Origin of the sequence: Alkalibacterium putridalgicola, from assembly GCF_900109825.1 — a bacterium.
Lineage (GTDB): Bacteria > Bacillota > Bacilli > Lactobacillales > Carnobacteriaceae_A > Alkalibacterium > Alkalibacterium putridalgicola.
This window is the reverse complement of sequence record NZ_FOBL01000046.1, coordinates 1-17,833: the sequence shown is the minus strand read 5'-3', so window position 1 is coordinate 17,833 and position 17,833 is coordinate 1. Positions and strand designations below refer to the sequence as shown.

Here is a 17,833-nt window from a genome sequence, read left to right as displayed (position 1 = left end):
TTTCTTTCATTTCATCTAAGGAATGAGACAGGCATAAAACCGCCATGATCTCAGAAGCCACGGTGATATCGAAGCCGCCTTCTCTTGGCATGCCGTTCGTACGTGCCCCGATCCCGCTGACGATCGAACGCAGCTGACGGTCGTTCATGTCCATGGCACGTCGCCAGGTGATGCGTCTTGGATCGATATCCAACTCATTCCCATGGTAAATATGGTTATCGATCATGGCAGAAACCAGATTATTTGCCGCACCGATCGCATGGATATCTCCGGTGAAGTGCAGGTTGATGTCTTCCATCGGGATGACTTGAGCAAATCCCCCTCCTGCCGCGCCGCCTTTCACTCCAAATACAGGTCCTAAAGAAGGTTCGCGTAAAGCAATGGCAGACTTTTTACCGATTTTCTGCAGGGCGTCGCCCAGACCGACAGACGTGGTCGTTTTACCTTCACCGGCCGGAGTCGGATTGATAGCCGTGACTAAAATCAGTTTTCCATTATTTGTTTCTTTATTATGTAGGGCACTGAAATCCACTTTGGCCTTGTATTTTCCGTAATGATCCAGATCCTCTTTGTCGATCGACAATTTTTGTGCGATTTCTTCTATTGGAAGCATTTCTGTGGACTGTGCTATTTCGATATCACTTTTCACCATGTTTACTCCTCCTTATAGTTGGAACCTGTTTGATAACCCTGCATGCCCTTCTGAAAAAATGTAAGGGTATACAACGCTTGTATTTAACCTGTTTTCAGTATAACACAGGATAAGCATCCGCCAATTAAAATCTATTAAGATTTCTGTTTGATCAGGTTTGTCCGATTTGACTAATTATATTCAATGAGATCTATATTGGCTGTGCTCAAAAGAAGGATCTACTGAGCGCGTTCAATGAATGCCGTATTAGCAGTGCCCAAAGGAGGATTAATCTGAGTACGTTCAATAAGAGCCGCATTGGCAGTACCCAAAGGAATTTCCTCCTGGGTACACTTAATGATGGGAATAATGGACGTACTCACCGCTATTTGCTTTCGAGTACGTTCAATGAGAGCCGCATTGGCAGTACCCAAAGGAATTTCCTCCTGAGTACACCTAATGATGGCAGTATTGGGCGTACTCACCGCTATTTGCTTTCGAGTACGCTCAATGAGAGCCGCATTGGCAGTGCTCAAAAGAAAGATTCCCTGAGCGCGTTCAATCAAGGTAACATTGGCAGTGCTCAAAGGCGATCTGGTCTGAGTACGGCTAATCAAACCGCCATTGGCAGTATTCAATTCTACAACAGCACTCAGCACACTTAATATAAACCTCATTGGTATCACCGAGAATAATATTTCACTGAGTACGGCTAATATATAGTTCACGGAGCAAGCCATCCACACGTTGTCTACGGATCGATAATATACCTTCTATACTTCTCATAAATCTGAACAATACTTCAATAGACAGACTGAACTTTATCTCATTCAAGAATTTCGATAAGAAACAATCGACATTTTTGCTTAAATTTCGTATGATAAGTATAGAAGTGAACGAAGGAGGACCTATAGTGAAAATCATAGACCGCACAGCGCTGACTCTACTCATCATTGGTGGCATACATCTTTTACTTATCGGCTTGTTCGGATTCAATATAGTCGAAACATTACTCGGCGAAGTCGATCAATGGGGCGTGCGCATTGTTTACATTTTAATTGGACTGAGTGCCTTATGGTGCTTTAAATACTACTCTTTCACCCCAAGAGGCGGAAGTCGATTAAAAGACAGGTAACAGGATCTGAAAAAGACAGGAGCAGAAATTTCTGCAGCCTGTCTTTTTATTTGCCCTTTTTAAAAGAGTGAAGACAATTCAGTGTATGCAAGACCCAGGTCATTGGCTACAGCTTCGTTCGTCACTTTCCCTTTATACACGTTCATTCCTGCAGCTAAACCTTCATTCGCCTGCATCGCTTCAACAACGCCTTTATTCGCCAATTGAAGTGCATACCGGATCGTATCATTCGTTAATGCCAGTGTAGCTGTTCGAGGAACTGCCCCTGGTATATTAGCCACACCATAATGCACCACACCGTGCTTGATGAATGTCGGCTCGTCATGAGTGGTCGGTTCGTCAAGTGTCTCAAAGTTCCCACCTTGATCGATGGCGACATCTACGATAACAGATCCTTTTTCCATTGATTTGACCATGTCTTCCGTCACTAATTTAGGTGCTTTATGCCCCGGGATCAGGACAGATCCGATGACCAGATCTGATTTTTTTACTGCTTTTTCTATATTGGAAGGTGTTGAGGCCAAAGTCTGAACATCATTCCCGAACAGTCGGATAAGTTCACGCATGCGTTCAGGATTCAGTTCCAGGATGTTGACCTTGGCACGCATCCCGACAGCCATACGTGCAGCATTTTCGCCGACCACACCGCCGCCGATGATCGTGACCGTCCCTTTTTCTACTCCGGGTACACCGCCGAGCAGCAAGCCTTTACCGCCCTGTTTTTTCTCAAGGTGATGGGCCCCGAGCTGAACTGCCATACGTCCGGCCACTTCACTCATCGGTGTCAAGAGAGGCAGAGTGCCGTTTTTAGTGACTGTTTCATAGCCGATAGCCGTCACTTCATTGTCTGCGAGTGCTTTTGTCAGCTCAGGCGCGGCAGACAAGTGGAGATATGTGAATAAAACCAGACCTTTGCGGAAATATTTATATTCTTCTTCCAGAGGTTCTTTCACCTTCATGACCATCTCTGCGCTGTTCCAGACTTCTTCAGCTGAGTCGATAAGTCGGGCTCCACTTGCACGGTACTCAGTATCTGTAAAGCCACTGCCTTCCCCAGCATCTTTTTCGACCAGGACTTCATGTCCATTGTCGATAAGTCGCTTGACATTAAAGGGTGTCAAGGCAATGCGAAATTCATTATTCTTTATCTCTTTCGGTAGTCCGATGATCATAAATGCAAAATCCTCTCTGTTTAATATTTTTTATAGTAATGCATAAGACACTATCAAAAGTATTCCGGATATTATGAAAAGGATGCCCCCCACCCGGATCAGTAAAGGGAACCATTCAGGAAACTGTGTGTGTGCCGCCCGCTTTTGAGCGTTTTTTGCCCACCTGTCAGAACACTTGAATGAAAAATATCCATATACGATTAAAGCTATTCCGATAACGATCAGCATGCTTATCTCCTTTGACTAGATAAATTGATTAAACGATTTTTAAAAATGTAATGCATCACGGTCTGTCCCTCTCGTCATGTCACGCCAGCTATAGAAGCCGGCATCCAGTCCACGGAGCAGTACTTCTGCCGATCCCATATTTGTAGCCAATGGGATTTCGTAAACGTCGCATAAGCGAAGCAACGCGGAGATATCCGGTTCATGTGCCTGCGAGGTCAGAGGATCACGGATGAAAATCACCAGATCCATTTTATTATCAGAAATGTAGGCTCCGATCTGCTGGTCGCCTCCAAGCGGACCGGATTTAAAGCGGTGGATATCCAGTCCCGTTTCATCCATGATCCGTTTTCCTGTGGTCCCCGTGGCATACAGATCATGCTTGCTTAAAATCAGCTTATACGCCTCGGCGATTTTAACAATATCATCTTTCTTTTTATCGTGCGCTATCAGTGCTATGTTCATGCTTGATCTCCCCCATAAGTAAGAACTGTAAATCATTGTACCCTCACTATAACATAATATTTAAAGGAAAATACATTTAGCGCACTAACTATAATGAGTCTTGAACAATCGTTTTACTTGTCTAAAAAAATCCTGAGCGATAGACTGATAATAGATTGATTAAAGGAGGAATTTTGATTATGAGCAAGAAAGTAGCAGCTGTACTAACCCATTTATTTGAAGATGTCGAATTCACCTCGCCCAAAGAAGAACTGGAAAAATCCGGACATACCGTGGAAACGATAGGGTTCGAAGCAGGTGAAACAGTAGAAGGCAAAAAAGGCAATGCCTCAGTAACGATCGATAAAAGTATCGACGAGGTATCGCCGGACGACTATGACGCCTTGCTTATTCCAGGCGGCTATTCACCCGATAAACTGCGTAAAGATGAGCGTTTCCTGAACTTCGCGCGTGCCTTCGCAGACAATAAGCCTATCTTTTCCATTTGTCACGCCCCACAGTTATTGATCAATGCCGAAGTGGTGAAAGGGAAAGACATTACGTCCGTCAGCCAGGTCGCGATCGATCTGAAAAATGCCGGTGCGAACTTCCTGGACAAAGAAGTCGTTAAAGATAAATCCGGTCTGATCTCCAGTCGTACACCGGATGACTTGCCCGCTTTCAATAAAGCGATCATCGACGCGTTAAGTGAGTAAATTATAATTTTTATGTGGCGAATCCTTAGATGTTTTTAAGGATTCAAATCACACGATTTGGTAAACTTACAATGTGGAAAATAAGTACACGTTTCTTTTCTCCCCAAACAGATAAAGCAGAGGAATCCCCCGAAACGTCTGTCTATCTGTGAAAAGAAAACTTGTTTGAGACCATTGTTCATTCTCCCCGGATTGAATGGTTTTTCTCAAATGACATATATTAGACGTTAAGTCTTATCCCCAAAACCATCTTTTCTAGAGGAAAAGATGGTTTTTTATGTTCTTAAAATGTCTTTTGTCGTGATAATTAGGTACAGGACATAACAAAAAACTAAATTTCATCATACATTCATCATAAATAATTCAAATTTATTTTCTATACTTGATTCATACCCACAACAACCAACTTATTTTTGGCAGCTGCGCTCCTCCAAGCGCGGACTGACCACTCCTTTTTTTACCACTAGCTGCCTGGCAGTTAGTGGTTTTTTGTTTGTCTTCAATTATATAGAGGAGATAAAAAGACAATATTGTACTTATTTTCATTGTTGTCCTGCTTCTCATCCCCCTCACAAACCCCTTCATACCAGCTTTGTTATTCAAAATGACTGCATTGAGTTAAATTTATAAAATACGTAAACGCAGTGGTAATCGCTTTCACTTTGCGCTTTTCAATCAGGCTTTCTATAATTAGTCATGTTGCTTTTGAGTCTCACATTTTACCGGTAAATACTGTGAGAAAGGAGAACACAAATGATTGAATTTGATCACATCACTAAAACATTTAAAGAAAACGACCGTTCATTCGCTGCCTTGTCAGACATTTCGCTCTCCATTCATGAAGGAGAAGCCTTCGGTGTCATAGGGGAGAGCGGTGCGGGAAAGTCGACGCTGCTCCGACTGATCAACGCATTAGAAAAACCTACCCGCGGTTCAGTCACCATTGACGGCGTTGAGGTTTCCAACTTATCAAAAGCAGACTTACGGGATATCCAGAAACGCATCGGCATGATTTTCCAGCAGTTCAATCTACTGAACAATAAAACTGTTGCAGAAAATGTCCATCTGCCTTTGGAACTGCATGATTACTCTGCTGCTTTGACGACGGAGGAAGTCTTGAGATTCGTCGGTCTGGAAGACAAGAAAGACAGTTACCCTTCACAGCTGAGCGGCGGCCAGAAACAGCGAGTGGGGATTGCCCGTGCCCTGATCACACGTCCTGACATTTTACTGTGTGACGAACCGACGTCGGCTCTGGATCAGAACACCACAGAAGAAATCGTCGAGGTCCTGAAGAAAGCACATAAAGAATTCAAAATGACGATCATCGTAGTGACCCATGAACTGCCCGTCATCAAAGAATTGTGTCAACGGGCCGCGATTATGGATCAGGGAGAAGTCAGAGACATCATTGACGTGAAGCGCTCGGACGCGCAGGCGAATATCAAGCCCTATCACGAACGGGCGATCGAGGTGTTGAGTAATGACTGAAGAGATAGGCTTGTACATCGAACGCGTCATTGACTATCTGCCGCGCATGCTGGAAAGTTTAGGAGAAACGGGGATCATGCTGTTCTTTGCCATGCTGGCAGCAATTCTGATGGGAATTCCAGTGGGCACCCTGCTTTATCTGACAAGTTCCGGCCAGCCGACTGAACACCGGCTGCTCAATCGCATCATCAATGCGCTCGTCAATATCATCCGGTCGTTTCCGTTTTTACTTCTAGTCGTGGCCATGCAGCCTTTTATCAGGCAAGTCTACGGCCGGGCGACCGGAGACCCGATAGCGGCTTCCTTTCCGATGATCGTCATTGCGATCGCCTTGTACGCACGCTTTGTGGAACAGTCGCTGAACGAGATTCCTAAAGGGATCATCGAAACGGCACAGTCCATGGGTGCGACGACCTGGCAGCTGGTCTGGAAGTTCCTGTATGTGGAAGCACGGAGTAGTCTGGTCATTGGCTTTACTACGGCCGTCATCAGTTTTGTTTCCTACTCCACCATCATGGGCGTGGTTGGCGGCGGCGGGATCGGTGACTTTGCCATCCGCTACGGCTATCAGCGCTATGAGACCGATATTATGTACACGGCCATTGTCCTGATCATCATCCTGGTCGAGATTTTCCAGTGGCTCGGACTCAAACTGGCTAAGAAATTAGATAAACGATAAAAAATACTTACTATAGAGGGAGATCATTATTATGTTTAAAAAAGGATTATTACTGGGAAGTACAGCTTTGCTTTTATCAGCCTGCGGTGCGGCTGACGAAACGACAGAAGAGGCTGCAAATGAAGGAACAGAAGAGACAACAGAAGAAACAGTGACCATCCGAGTCGCTTCTCACCTTCCGCCGATGACCGATGTCGTAGAAATCGCCGGAGACGTGATCGAAGACGGCTATGAAGTGGAACTTGTTGAAGTATCTGACAACATCCAGTACAACGAAGCTTTATTGAACGAAGAAGTGGATGCCAACTTTGCCCAGCACGAACCGTTCATGGAAATGTTCAATGAAGAACGCGACGGTAATTTAGTGGCGATCCAGCCGATCTATAATGCCATCGTCGGTTTCTATTCACCAGTCTACGAGTCAGTTGAAGACATCGAAGACGGTGCGGAAGTTGCCATCCCAAGTGATCCGACCAATGAAGCTCGCGCTTTAGTGACGCTTGAAGAGCACGACTTGATCACGCTGGATCCGGACGTCGATAAATCTCAAGTCACAGATATGGATGTGGTTGAAAATCCATACAACTTTACTTTTACACACGTCGACCTTTTAAACCTGACCGCTTCTTATGAAGACGGCGTGGAATTAGTGTTCAACTACCCAACATATATTGCGGCCGTTGATCTGACACCTGAAGATGCCGTGATCCTGCAGGCAGACGAAGAAAACCGCTTTGCACAGACACTCGTTGCCCGTGAAGACAACCAGGATTCAAAAGAGATCCAGGCACTCGTTGACGCGATGACCAGTGAAGAAGTTTACGACTTCTTAGATGATTTAGCTGAGAACGGTCACTTGAGACCCGCTTTTGAACCAGGCGAATAAGAGTTAACTAATGCAAAACAGACCGTTCAGTCTTAAGTGACTGGACGGTCTGTTTTTTTTGATTAACACTTCACTTACTCGTAAAAAGTCCCTTGAGTCGTGCCTTTGGCGATAAAATTTTCCTGAAGGACACTTCTTATTTTTCTGTAGTAAACGTCTTGACCGCAGAATTCATTAACTAAGGCAGTCGTCAGTTTTTCTTCAGGAAAAAGGTACTTCAGTTCCTTAACGCTTTCTAAAATCAACTCTTCGATCGATACCTGTTTATAACATGTTTTGCAGTAGCATGAGCGCTGAGTAAGTAGGATATCAAATGAACCGCAGGGACACGATGCTCCAGTTCTCAACTCATCAAAGCGGTAGGACGGCAGCTGCTTCTGAAAAACAGAATCCGTTTTGTGTCGATCAACCAGTTTATTCGCTAAATGGCTGGCTTGTTTGGTCATACTCCGGCACTTAGCATTTATTCCTGAGAAGTGTTCCTTGATTTGTGTCGGAAAAATAATCGGGTCTTCCAAGTTGGCATTATAAAGAGTAAACGACTCGTTGATAAATACAATATGAGCTTCGATTCTACATGGTGTTCCCCAGTCCTTAAGCAGTTGACGCAGCAGTTCTTTTGTTCGTTTAAGCTGGATCAGAGGATTGGTTATCTCCTGTCCGTTTGTGTAAGACAGTTGTCCTGAATTCATTTGAAAATCACCATTATAATTCTTTATCTCATAAAGGTAAATCGTATCATAGGTGATGATCACTGCATCAATCTGAAAAGTATTCCCTTTACTTTCGATCAGCAAATCGTTTACTACTAGTGCTTCACCGTTAAGATGCGTTTTGACGAGTGCGTCAAAACGTTCCTCTCCTTCAAAGCCTTTTTCCAGACTGATCAAGTACCGTTTATCTACATCGTTCAGTTTCGTTCGCTTGTCCAAGTAATTCAAACCAATGAGCAGTTTTGATTTTTCTCTCTTTTTTATGATTTTCATCTCTTCACCTCACTAATTATATTGTCTAATTAGCGAAAAACTGACTTTTTTAGTGCAAAGAAATATTGCATCGAAAAGAAAGATGAAGAGAGAGGCCTCTCTCTTCCGATGGCAGTACTGAAGATGAACGATTAGGCGAGCACGCCTAATCGTGTCCTTATTGGGTTTAGTCATTACAAAAGTTATTTGAGTACGTCTAATTCGTACCTCATTGGCATTGCTCAAACTATTTTCTCCTGGGGCACACCTAATGAGAGCCGTATTGAGCGTGCTCACGGCTTTTTCCCCTTGGGTACGTCCTTTGTGCTCCTCATTGGCATTGCTCAAAACAGTTTCTCCTCGGGTACTGCTAATCAGAACCGCATTGGCACTACTGGTCTGCAGTTACTCGTGAGTACGCTCAATCATTTACAAAACCAGCACATACAGTCCACCAGTCCAACCTTAAACCGTCTCCAAAGCCTCTTCTTTCTCAAACAATACGAACAAATCCTCAAGTGTGAGCTTGTCTTTCTCTTCCTGATTCAGATCCAGTTTCACTTTCCCGTTTTCCATCAGAATCAATCGGTTACCGTATGTCAGAGCATCTTCCATACGGTGCGTGATCATTAAACAGGTCAGTTCTTTTTGCTGGATCATCTGATTCGTCAGGGTCATCAGACGTTTGGAGGTTTTGGGATCCAGAGCTGCGGTATGTTCGTCTAGAAGCAGCAGATCCGGCTGGGTCAGTGTCGTCATCAATAAACTCAAGGACTGGCGCTGCCCCCCGGACAAATGACCGGTCGGTGTATCAAGATGATTATCCAGTCCGTTACCGACTGACGCACACAACTGTTTAAAGTCTTCACGATTCTCTTTCAATCTTCTCGGAAAAAAGTGACGTTGCTGACCACGTTTCAAGGCCAGCAGAAGATTCTCTTCCACCGTCATGCGGGGCGCGGTCCCCATTTTAGGATCCTGAAACACGCGACCGATAAAACGTGCGCGCTTTTCTTCCGGCCAGTTCGTTACCGGCTTTCCATTAAACGCGATCCGTCCGCTGGTCACGGGCTGAGAACCGGTGATGCTGTTGAACAACGTCGACTTCCCGGCTCCATTACCGCCCAGCACTGTAATAAAATCCCCTTCGCGGATCGTCAGATCGACATGATCCAAAATCGTGTTATTCATATCCGATTCGTTCTGTATGATCTTTGTGACCTGCTTCAATTCCAGTAGTCCGTTCATTCGCGCTCTTCCTTTCCACTAAGCCTATCCAGTTTCAGTCCTTTGTGAAGTTGCGGTGTCATCAGGAAAACGGCCAGTATCGACGAACTGAAAAGTCGAATATAGGTCGTATCGAAGCCGAAGCGTATCACTGCTAAAAGCAATAGCTGGTACAACACACTTCCGATAACGATCGTCACGAGTCTCTCGCCCAAAGTCACTTCCTTGAACACCACTTCGGCGATTATGATCGAAGCAAGCCCGATGACGATAACGCCTATGCCGCCGTTGACATCAGCGTAGCCGTTACTCTGCGCGATCAGCGCACCAGACAAGGCAATGATGCCGTTTGAAACAACGAGTCCCAGGATTTTCATATTGTCCGTCTGGATCCCGAGCGACCGCGCCATCGATTCATTGTCACCTGTCGCAATGTAAGCCTGGCCTTTACTGGTATAAAAGAAGAACAGTAAGCCGCTCACTACTAAAATGAGCGTCCCTATACCCACGATCACCACATCAAAGTAATTCGGCAAGCCGGCGAATGCATCGTAAAGTCTTGGATGATTCAAAAGACTCAGGTTCGGACGCTGCATAACAAACAGCATGACCGAATGCAGGCCCGACATCACGAGGATCCCGGACAAGATCACGGGCACTTTCCCTTTGGTATACAATAACCCCGTCACCAGTCCGGCCCCCATTCCTGCGAAAACAGCGGCCGCCGTAGCAACGACTGGATGTATCCCCGAAACGATAGCCGTGACGGCCACCGCTGCTCCCAGTGGAAACGAGCCTTCCGCCGTCAGATCCGGAAAGTTTAAAATACGGTAAGTGGTGTAAATACCGATCCCTAAGATGGCCCACAAAAAGCCTTGTGCGATTGCGGATATAAGCATGTTCTGATTTCCTTTCTTATTCGTCTGATTCGATGACAGTTGCCTCATCCAGTACGGATTGAGGGATGTCGATGCCAAGCAGTTCAGCTTGTTCCAGGTTGACCAGTTTGTCACCTTCATTTAAAACGTAAACGGGGAAGTCGCTTGGGTCAGTACCGTCTAAGACTTCTGCAGCCATTCGGCCACTCTCAAAGCCAGTATCGGTCTGATTGATACCCACTGTTGCCAGACCACCTTGGGCGATCATGGAATCCACTGTCGGGATAAGCGGGACGTCATAGCGGTTTGCTTCACTCACCACGGTATCAAAAGCACTGGCGATCGTGTTGTCTGTCGGCAAGTAGATCGCATCCACTTCCTGACTCATCGTTGCGACGGTCTGCTGGATCTCGTTCGTGCTTGAAACAGTATACTCAACGGGATTCAGTCCCATGTCTTCGATCGCTGTAATCGCACGTTCCGCTTCGGCGCGCGCATTGTCCTCACCTGAGCTGTACAATACACCAATATCCGATGCTTCGGGCAGCAATTCCAGCATCATATCAAGCTGAGCCTGAACTGGGGCTTCGTCTTTGACACCCGTAATATTTTTTCCCGGTGTTTCTTCCGAATCAACTAAGCCGGCACCTACAGGATCACTAACAGCTCCCATAATGATCGGGATCTCGTCTGTCGCATTGGCAAAGGCCTGACTCGCCGGTGTTCCGATACCTATCAAAATATCCGCGCCGTCTTCAACCAGTGACTGGGCCATCGTGTTCATCAAATTCTGGTCGCCCTGGCCATTCTGGAAGAGGACTTCGGTATTCTCGCCGTCGACGTAGCCGTTTTCTGCCAGCCCGTCGATAGCCCCTTTAGTAATGGCATCCAGTGCCGGGTGACTCGTTGTCTGCAGGATGCCGACAACAAAGGTCTCGTCTTCATCTGTTTCCTCTGAAACTTCTGACGTATCTGTGCCTTCCGAAGTGGCTGGAACCTCTTCCTGCGTTTCGCCTTCGCTTGAGTCAGCTAAAGAAAAAGCAAACACCCCGACCAGTAATACCACAAGTGCACCTAACATAACCAATAGTTTTTTATTTTTCATTTTTGAACAGTCCTCTCTGAATTTGTTTGTCTTTTTATCGTTTTTTATTTAACCATTCCCAGTCAGATGTCATCTGCATCAATCCCTTCTTATGTAAAACAGTAATGTATTCCGCCGCTTAATTTACCGCTTATATAGAAAATCGGGTAAACAAAAAGGCGATCCCCACGAATATAAAACTCTAGTCGTGGAAATCGCCTATAAAACAGCAAAAAGCCACACAGATGGTGTTGTCATCTATGTGGCGTAAATTCAAATAAAGCATCAGAAACAAGCCGGCATAGATACAAAATTTAGATTGATCTAAACGTTGTATCCATGAAAGAAAAAGATCCTATCATCTATACAACGATCTGCGCCAGCTTTGCCAAGCATTATTCAGTTGTACTGAGCTAACAGATTGTGTATACATGCGAACCTCTCCTTCGTTGTTTTCTAATGTGATTCTCATACTACACGGCCATTTATCGTTCGTCAAGGATTATTTCTCAACTTTTTTTAAAAAAGTATACCGCTCGTTTTGCAGCGCCTAAAATCCCGCCGACTGTTTAATGATTTTCGTGATGCGCCAGTCGACCAGCTTTTGTGTCAGGAAATTGATCAGCAAGGTTCCCAGGGCGATGACCAGTACATGGTCACCAGTCACACCTTGAGAGAAATACAGATAGACCAGTGCCAAAATCAGTAACATATTCACACTGCTGTTTAGTATGATAAGACTCTTTATCCGCTCATCTTCCGGTTCTTTTTCCTTCAGTAAAGCGGCGACGTTGAGTCCCCGGTACATCGTTACAAAAGTCGAAGCATAGTTTTTTTGAGCTGCCTTTACAATGCCCAAGACCTGCAGGACGATGATACCTAATGAAAACAAGATGACAAAAGGGGTTAAAATAGCCACGGTTCACTCTCCTTCAGAAGGTTTCTCCCTTCGGTTGTTACTCTAACTTTAGGTAAAAGATTTCATCCTGTCAATCATTCCCCTCCGATCCGTGTTAAAATAGTAGATAACTGAAAAAAGAGGTGCAGAAATTATGAAGAGAAAGAAAGTAGCAGTTATCGGTGCCGGCGTGGTCGGAGCCTCAGCTGCCTATATACTGAGTAAAGAAACAGATATCGACCTGACTATCTACGACGAAGGCATAGGTCAGGGGACATCGGCCGCAGCCGGGATCATCAGTCCCTGGCTGTCCAAACGCCGCAACAAAAAGTGGTACAACATGGTGAAAGCGGGCGCCGCTTTCTATCCTGATTTTCTTTCAGAAGTCATGGACGGCGAACCCGTACCATCAAGCGTATACAAACGCGTCGGGACCCTTCTCTTCAAGCAGAAAGATAAACAGCTTGAGGAGCTGCTTGAAATCGGGCTGAAACGGCGGGAAGACGCGCCTGAGATCGGAGAACTGACCATTCTGCCTCCACAAAAAATCAAAGAGATGATTCCCATTTATACTAAAAACAAGTCCGCCCTGTATGCTTCAGGCGGCGCACGTGTAGACGGTGAAAAACTGGTGGAGCTGCTTTTAAGTAAAGCCGTCAGTAACGGGGCTGTTTTGAAGCGTGAGCGCGTCTCAGTCGAACAGGATGGGAAAATGTACGCTGTCGTTTCAGAAAGCGAAACAGAGCACGTGGATGCTGTCATCCTGGCCGTCGCAGCATGGCTGCCTGAACTTTTAGAACCTCTAGACTATGAGGTGGATATTCGTCCGCAGAAAGGCCAGCTGGTGGAAGTGACCTTCGACGGATACGATACGCAGAACTGGCCAGTCGTCATGCCTGAAGGTGAAAAAGACATCACGCCTTTTGAAAATGGGACAGTCGTTATCGGTGCCACCCATGAAAATGATAAGGGTTTTGATTTGGAAATAGAAAGAACAGCCTTGACTTCCATGATCAAAGAAGCATCAGAAACCTTTTCTCATTATTTCAGCACCTCCTCTATCACTTCCTACCGGTCGGGGACACGGGCGTATACGTCTGATTTCTCACCCTTTATGGGGAAAGTCCCGGAGCTGCCGAATGTCGTTGCCGCAAGCGGTCTAGGTTCCACTGGTCTGACAGCCGGCCCCTTAGTCGGTAAGTGTCTAGCTGACCTCGTCCAGCATAAAGAACCCCTTCTATCGCTAGAGGATTATCCTATCGGTAAGTACATCAAGAAACAGGACTAGTCCGATGAAACAACGATTTGTTCAGGCAAGGATATACGGCATAATTTGAGAAAGAGCAGCACCCGAAGCACTGTATGTTAAAGTCAACTCATGCGGGTACAGTCATTGGGTGAGTTGTCATGGTTCTATCACTTATCGGCGGCTTCTTTTGGGGGCTTTCTTTAGGTATCGTACGGTTCATTTAAGTTTGATTCGTTTTAACCACTGAAAAAAGACTGAACTGGGCAGCCATCATTTTCAGTACATTGACATGCTCATAGCTATCATATAAAAATAGGACGCAAAAATCCCTTGCGGAGAGAATTTCTATCTCTCTGCAAGGGATTGCCTTATTCCTGGCCTGTTGTGTCGACTGGATTCCTTATTTCCTTCTTCGTCAGGTAGAGGCTGTAGATACCCAGACTGACGGAAAGGACCGCAAGCCCCAGTGAATAGCCGCCGATGACATCAGACGGATAATGTACGCCCAGATAGATACGGCTGATTCCGATCAAGGCGATCAGCGGAATGATGACAATGATAGAAGGCAAAATCACTTTCCATTTCGAGTACGTTCGGATAATCAGAAAGAGCAGCGCACCGTAGGCGATCATCGATCCCATCGCATGGCCGCTTGGGAAAGAATAGCCGCCCTGTTCGATCAGCGGTTCAAAATCAGTCGGTCGTTCACGCTGGAAAATATATTTTACGACCTGATTCATCACGCCGGCTCCGACACTGACCGTGATGAAATACCACCAGGCAATCTGCTTATTTTTCTTATAAAAACCAGTATAACCTGAAACTGCCAGAGTCAGGAGGGCAATGAACCAGCCGTCACCAAGCCGAGTAATGAAAATAAAGAAAGTGTTCAGAAGTGACTCTCTTTCATCATAGAATTCAGCCCCGATCATCTCATCGAGTGTCCCCACAAACCCCCAGTCATAGAAACTCATCCATGCCAATAAAATAAACGGGATCGTCATGACCAGTCCCAGCATAAAAAGTCGTCTCGGTCTGCCAAAGTGTTTAATTAAAAATTCTTTTATATCATCCATATCATCAGTCTCCTCAGATCAATCGTTAGTTTAATCTTCCCTATTTTCTCCAAAAATATCAAATCATATGCATTGTTTTCACATTTCCCCCTTTGACTTACAGGGACGAATTCTGTAAAGTAAGACAGGGAAACTCTAACATCAGAGAACCATTTTCTCCCAAAATATGTCATTAAAGACAGTAAAATAGAGGAGTATGAAATGAAAGTATTTGATTATGAAGATATACAACTGATCCCAGCCAAATCTATCGTCCGCAGTCGTTCGGAGTGTGACACCCGGGTAACGCTTGGCAAACATACCTTTGCGCTGCCTGTCGTACCGGCGAATATGCAGACGGTCATCGATGATGAGCTTGCCGTCTGGTTAGCTGAAAATAATTATTTTTACATCATGCACCGTTTTGAAGAAGATGACAGAAAAGGTTTCATTAAAAAAATGAAAGAAAAACAGCTGATCACCTCAATCAGTTTAGGTGTGAAGGACTATGAATACGATTTTGTAAGAGAATTGGACGAGGAAAACCTTGTTCCTGATTATATAACGATCGATGTAGCCCACGGTCATTCAGACCAGGTCATCGATATGATCAAACATGTGAAAAAATATATGCCACAGACCTTCCTGATCGCCGGAAACGTCGGTACGCCGGAAGCTGTGCGTGAACTGGAAAATGCCGGAGCTGACGCGACAAAAGTAGGCATCGGTCCCGGAAAAGTATGTACAACCAAACTCAAAACCGGCTTTGGTACCGGTGGATGGCAGCTGGCGGCACTTTCATCCTGTTCTAAAGCGGCAAGAAAACCGCTGATCGCAGATGGGGGTATCCGTACACACGGTGACATTGCAAAATCCATCCGTTTCGGCGCGACCATGGTTATGATCGGATCAATGCTAGCCGGGCATGAACAGTCTCCGGGTAAAATGATCGAAGTCAACGGGACTGTCTACAAAGAATACTTCGGCAGCGCGTCTTCTCACCAAAAAGGCGAACGGAAAAATGTTGAAGGCAAAAAAATGCTGACGGAATATAAAGGCGATATTTCAGACACCCTGCTTGAAATGCAGCAGGATCTTCAGTCTTCTATTTCTTATGCCGGCGGTAATGATATCGAAGCATTGAGAAAAGTGGACTACGTTATCGTCAAAAATTCCATCATGAACGGTGATAATTATAATGCGAGCGGCATCGATGTCCCCGACAGTTTTGCTTCAAGTAACTTTAACGGTTAGCTGATTATATAGAAAACACGATCTCTCGTCTAAACGGGAGATCGTGTTTTTTTATTTTTTAAACAGCTCAACGATAATAACGATGATGATATACAAGAATGCAATAAATAACGCAATAAAGATCGTCCAAAACGGCATATCGATAACGAGACTCAAGAGCAGATAAATGACTAACGTAAAAAACGGGACTGTAACGATCGTTTTCGGATCAATATCCATAGTCTACCCTTCTCACTCAGTCTTTTGATTGATTTCGGCAACAGCGTTCACTATTCTTTCCACACTGTCTTCAACTGTCTTGTTTTCAATAACGAGATCGGCTTCTTCAGGCGGCTTCAGTTCATCGGTAGACTGACTGAACCTTATCCGCTCAGCTATTTTATTCTCCTTGTCCCCTCGCGCCTTCATCCTTTTTTCCATTTCTTCTTCGGAAACATAGACAAAGACCACGAACGTTTCTTCGGGATACACAGCCTTCATGGCTTTTGCGCCGTTTCTATCCAGAGACACGTGGACAAGCGGGTGATGGATCAACGCTTCACGAACTTCCGCTTTAGTCAAACCGTAGAGCCTGTCATTATAGACCGTCTGTTCCACAAAATCATCCGGATCCAAGTCTTCTGCACTTCTGAAATAATAATCGATACCATCCGTTTCACCTTTGCGTGGCTGGCGTGTGGTCGTCGTGACAAGTTTGGGATAGCCCTTTTTGGAAAGTTCTTCCCCTAACGTCGTTTTCCCGCTGCCGCTTGGACCTACGAGTACAATGATCCGTTTTCCGCTCATAACTCCCCTGCTTTCTTTATCACTAATTTGTAGTTCCTTTGTATAAAAACCATCGTTCGTCTTTCACTTGATTTTAACCACCTAAAGTGACATCCGTTTCCTGATACCACGAAAGGGCTTCGTGCAGGTGGTCTTCTTTATAATCCGGCCATAAATCATCAAAGACATAAATATCCGAATAAATAGACTGGACAGGTAAGAACCCACTCAACCGGCGACGTCCACCCCATCTTAAAATCAGATCCATACGGGACACATCTCGAGAGGCCATTGTTTCTGTGATATCCGTTGACGGGTTATCCCCATTCTCTTTTAATGCATAGTTCAGATCCCAGTTCCAGCCGTAATTGACCAAAAAGTTGACTTTCATTTTGCCTTCACCGAATTTTGTACGCTTGTTGGCATAAGGTAGAAGCTCTTTTGGAAACACTTTGGAATCTGTATTGCCCAGGACTAGAAGATCGGCATCTTTTTCCTTCAAGGCATTGACTGAATCGACACAGGCTTTCTGAAAGGCTTTGGTTTGAAGGGACGGGCGCTTGACATTGTCCATCGTGAAACCATAGTAAGTCATTTCTTCCACACCGAGTTCCAGACAAGCTTCATACAGTTTCATGCCAGGTCCAATACCGTGATCGTATCCGTCATGCTTCTTTAAGCCTTTTGTGACCGCCCAGCGTCTATTTCCGTCTGGGATAACACCAATATGTTTAGGTAAACGTTTGTATTTTTTCATACGTATACTAATCTCCTTCTCAAATAAACTCAAAAATCGCGTAAGCTTTGTTAGTATTATCATACCGTTTTTTACCACTATTCATCAACTAAATCGTTGCAATTGAACTCAAAATAGTTTTTCCATTGCCGCTTGTTCCCTTTTCAATGGCAAAGGAAGGGGGATAAAAGTCTTTCCGGGCTTTTAATCAATCAAATAACGGAGATTGCGCTTAACATAAGTATCTTATCCGTTCATTCGACGTACTCACAGAGAAATCCATTTGTACACGGCCATTGTGAGCTTCATTCACCGTACTCACCTTGTCCTTTGCTTGAGTAAT

At 45.0% G+C, this 17,833-nt stretch carries 21 protein-coding genes; 7 read left to right on the top strand and 14 right to left on the bottom strand.

The window, feature by feature from the left end; genetic code table 11:
• Together BMX84_RS11455 and BMX84_RS11450 are read right to left on the bottom strand one after the other, a co-directional pair.
• Positions 1 to 652, bottom strand: a 652-nt coding sequence (locus BMX84_RS11455) for a formate--tetrahydrofolate ligase (RefSeq protein ID WP_143058720.1), incomplete at its 3' end; no start/stop codon positions are given.
• A 218-nt stretch (positions 653 to 870) separates the two neighbouring features.
• Positions 871 to 1,359 carry a hypothetical protein gene (locus BMX84_RS11450; RefSeq protein ID WP_143058719.1) on the bottom strand — a complete coding sequence of 163 codons (489 nt, stop codon included), beginning with the start codon at positions 1,357 to 1,359 and terminating at the stop codon, positions 871 to 873.
• A gap of 185 nt (positions 1,360 to 1,544) precedes the next feature.
• Between BMX84_RS11450 and BMX84_RS11445 the strand changes: the two genes are divergently transcribed.
• A complete protein-coding gene (locus BMX84_RS11445; protein WP_091489926.1) occupies positions 1,545 to 1,766 on the top strand; it encodes a DUF378 domain-containing protein in 222 nt (73 codons plus the stop codon).
• Between the two features lie 59 nt (positions 1,767 to 1,825).
• Here the strand turns inward: BMX84_RS11445 and ald are convergent, their stop codons facing one another.
• Genes ald through mgsA form a run of 3 tightly spaced genes read right to left on the bottom strand, consistent with a single transcriptional unit; the run spans position 1,826 to position 3,628 of the window.
• A complete protein-coding gene (ald, locus tag BMX84_RS11440; RefSeq protein ID WP_091489924.1) occupies positions 1,826 to 2,938 on the bottom strand; it encodes an alanine dehydrogenase in 1,113 nt (370 codons plus the stop codon).
• A gap of 30 nt (positions 2,939 to 2,968) precedes the next feature.
• Positions 2,969 to 3,166, bottom strand: a complete 198-nt coding sequence (locus tag BMX84_RS12895) for a DUF6199 family natural product biosynthesis protein (protein ID WP_091489921.1) — start codon at positions 3,164 to 3,166, stop codon at positions 2,969 to 2,971.
• 39 nt (positions 3,167 to 3,205) lie between these two features.
• A complete protein-coding gene (gene mgsA / locus BMX84_RS11430) occupies positions 3,206 to 3,628 on the bottom strand; it encodes a methylglyoxal synthase (protein ID WP_091489919.1) in 423 nt (140 codons plus the stop codon).
• A gap of 179 nt (positions 3,629 to 3,807) precedes the next feature.
• Here mgsA and BMX84_RS11425 point away from each other — a divergent pair, with 179 nt between their 5' ends.
• The 4 genes from BMX84_RS11425 (at position 3,808) to BMX84_RS11410 (ending at position 7,379) form a co-directional block, all read left to right on the top strand.
• Positions 3,808 to 4,323, top strand: a complete 516-nt coding sequence (locus BMX84_RS11425) for a type 1 glutamine amidotransferase domain-containing protein (RefSeq protein WP_091489917.1) — start codon at positions 3,808 to 3,810, stop codon at positions 4,321 to 4,323.
• A gap of 753 nt (positions 4,324 to 5,076) precedes the next feature.
• Entirely contained in the window at positions 5,077 to 5,814 is a 738-nt protein-coding gene (locus tag BMX84_RS11420) for a methionine ABC transporter ATP-binding protein (RefSeq protein WP_091489914.1), read from the top strand.
• A complete protein-coding gene (locus BMX84_RS11415; RefSeq protein WP_091489911.1) occupies positions 5,807 to 6,493 on the top strand; it encodes a methionine ABC transporter permease in 687 nt (228 codons plus the stop codon). The genes BMX84_RS11420 and BMX84_RS11415 overlap by 8 nt, the downstream gene beginning before the upstream one ends.
• Before the next feature lie 31 nt (positions 6,494 to 6,524).
• Positions 6,525 to 7,379, top strand: a complete 855-nt coding sequence (locus BMX84_RS11410; RefSeq protein ID WP_091489908.1) for a MetQ/NlpA family ABC transporter substrate-binding protein — start codon at positions 6,525 to 6,527, stop codon at positions 7,377 to 7,379.
• Positions 7,380 to 7,453: 74 nt separating this feature from the next.
• On the opposite strand, the gene BMX84_RS11405 is transcribed toward BMX84_RS11410, so the two are convergent.
• From BMX84_RS11405 to BMX84_RS11380, 5 genes are all read right to left on the bottom strand, one after another.
• Positions 7,454 to 8,365, bottom strand: coding sequence for a nuclease-related domain-containing protein (locus BMX84_RS11405; RefSeq protein ID WP_091489906.1), 912 nt, complete (start codon positions 8,363 to 8,365; stop codon positions 7,454 to 7,456).
• 444 nt (positions 8,366 to 8,809) lie between these two features.
• Positions 8,810 to 9,592, bottom strand: a complete 783-nt coding sequence (locus tag BMX84_RS11395; RefSeq protein ID WP_091489901.1) for an ABC transporter ATP-binding protein — start codon at positions 9,590 to 9,592, stop codon at positions 8,810 to 8,812.
• The gene (locus BMX84_RS11390) at positions 9,589 to 10,470 is read right to left on the bottom strand and encodes an ABC transporter permease (RefSeq protein WP_091489899.1); all 882 of its coding nucleotides are present in this window, start codon (positions 10,468 to 10,470) and stop codon (positions 9,589 to 9,591) included. Before BMX84_RS11390 ends, BMX84_RS11395 begins: the two co-directional genes overlap by 4 nt.
• A gap of 16 nt (positions 10,471 to 10,486) precedes the next feature.
• On the bottom strand, positions 10,487 to 11,554 hold the full coding sequence (trpX, locus tag BMX84_RS11385) for a tryptophan ABC transporter substrate-binding protein (RefSeq protein WP_091489896.1): 1,068 nt from the start codon (positions 11,552 to 11,554) through the stop codon (positions 10,487 to 10,489).
• Between the two features lie 529 nt (positions 11,555 to 12,083).
• On the bottom strand, positions 12,084 to 12,452 hold the full coding sequence (locus BMX84_RS11380) for a hypothetical protein (protein WP_091489893.1): 369 nt from the start codon (positions 12,450 to 12,452) through the stop codon (positions 12,084 to 12,086).
• 133 nt (positions 12,453 to 12,585) lie between these two features.
• On the opposite strand from BMX84_RS11380, the gene BMX84_RS11375 reads away from it, so the two are divergent.
• Positions 12,586 to 13,719 (top strand): NAD(P)/FAD-dependent oxidoreductase, encoded by a 1,134-nt coding sequence (locus BMX84_RS11375; RefSeq protein WP_091489891.1) that lies wholly within the window; start codon positions 12,586 to 12,588, stop codon positions 13,717 to 13,719.
• Positions 13,720 to 14,048: 329 nt separating this feature from the next.
• Here BMX84_RS11375 and BMX84_RS11370 read toward each other — a convergent pair whose 3' ends face one another.
• A complete protein-coding gene (locus BMX84_RS11370; protein ID WP_091489888.1) occupies positions 14,049 to 14,756 on the bottom strand; it encodes a phosphatase PAP2 family protein in 708 nt (235 codons plus the stop codon).
• A 201-nt stretch (positions 14,757 to 14,957) separates the two neighbouring features.
• Between BMX84_RS11370 and guaC the strand changes: the two genes are divergently transcribed.
• Positions 14,958 to 15,989, top strand: a complete 1,032-nt coding sequence (gene guaC / locus BMX84_RS11365; RefSeq protein WP_091489886.1) for a GMP reductase — start codon at positions 14,958 to 14,960, stop codon at positions 15,987 to 15,989.
• A 51-nt stretch (positions 15,990 to 16,040) separates the two neighbouring features.
• Here guaC and BMX84_RS12560 read toward each other — a convergent pair whose 3' ends face one another.
• From BMX84_RS12560 to BMX84_RS11355, 3 genes are all read right to left on the bottom strand, one after another.
• On the bottom strand, positions 16,041 to 16,208 hold the full coding sequence (locus tag BMX84_RS12560; RefSeq protein WP_177165560.1) for a hypothetical protein: 168 nt from the start codon (positions 16,206 to 16,208) through the stop codon (positions 16,041 to 16,043).
• Positions 16,209 to 16,220: 12 nt separating this feature from the next.
• Positions 16,221 to 16,775, bottom strand: a complete 555-nt coding sequence (locus BMX84_RS11360; RefSeq protein WP_091489883.1) for a guanylate kinase — start codon at positions 16,773 to 16,775, stop codon at positions 16,221 to 16,223.
• A gap of 73 nt (positions 16,776 to 16,848) precedes the next feature.
• The gene (locus BMX84_RS11355; RefSeq protein ID WP_091489880.1) at positions 16,849 to 17,511 is read right to left on the bottom strand and encodes an undecaprenyl diphosphate synthase family protein; all 663 of its coding nucleotides are present in this window, start codon (positions 17,509 to 17,511) and stop codon (positions 16,849 to 16,851) included.
• Between the last annotated feature and the right edge of the window lie 322 nt (positions 17,512 to 17,833).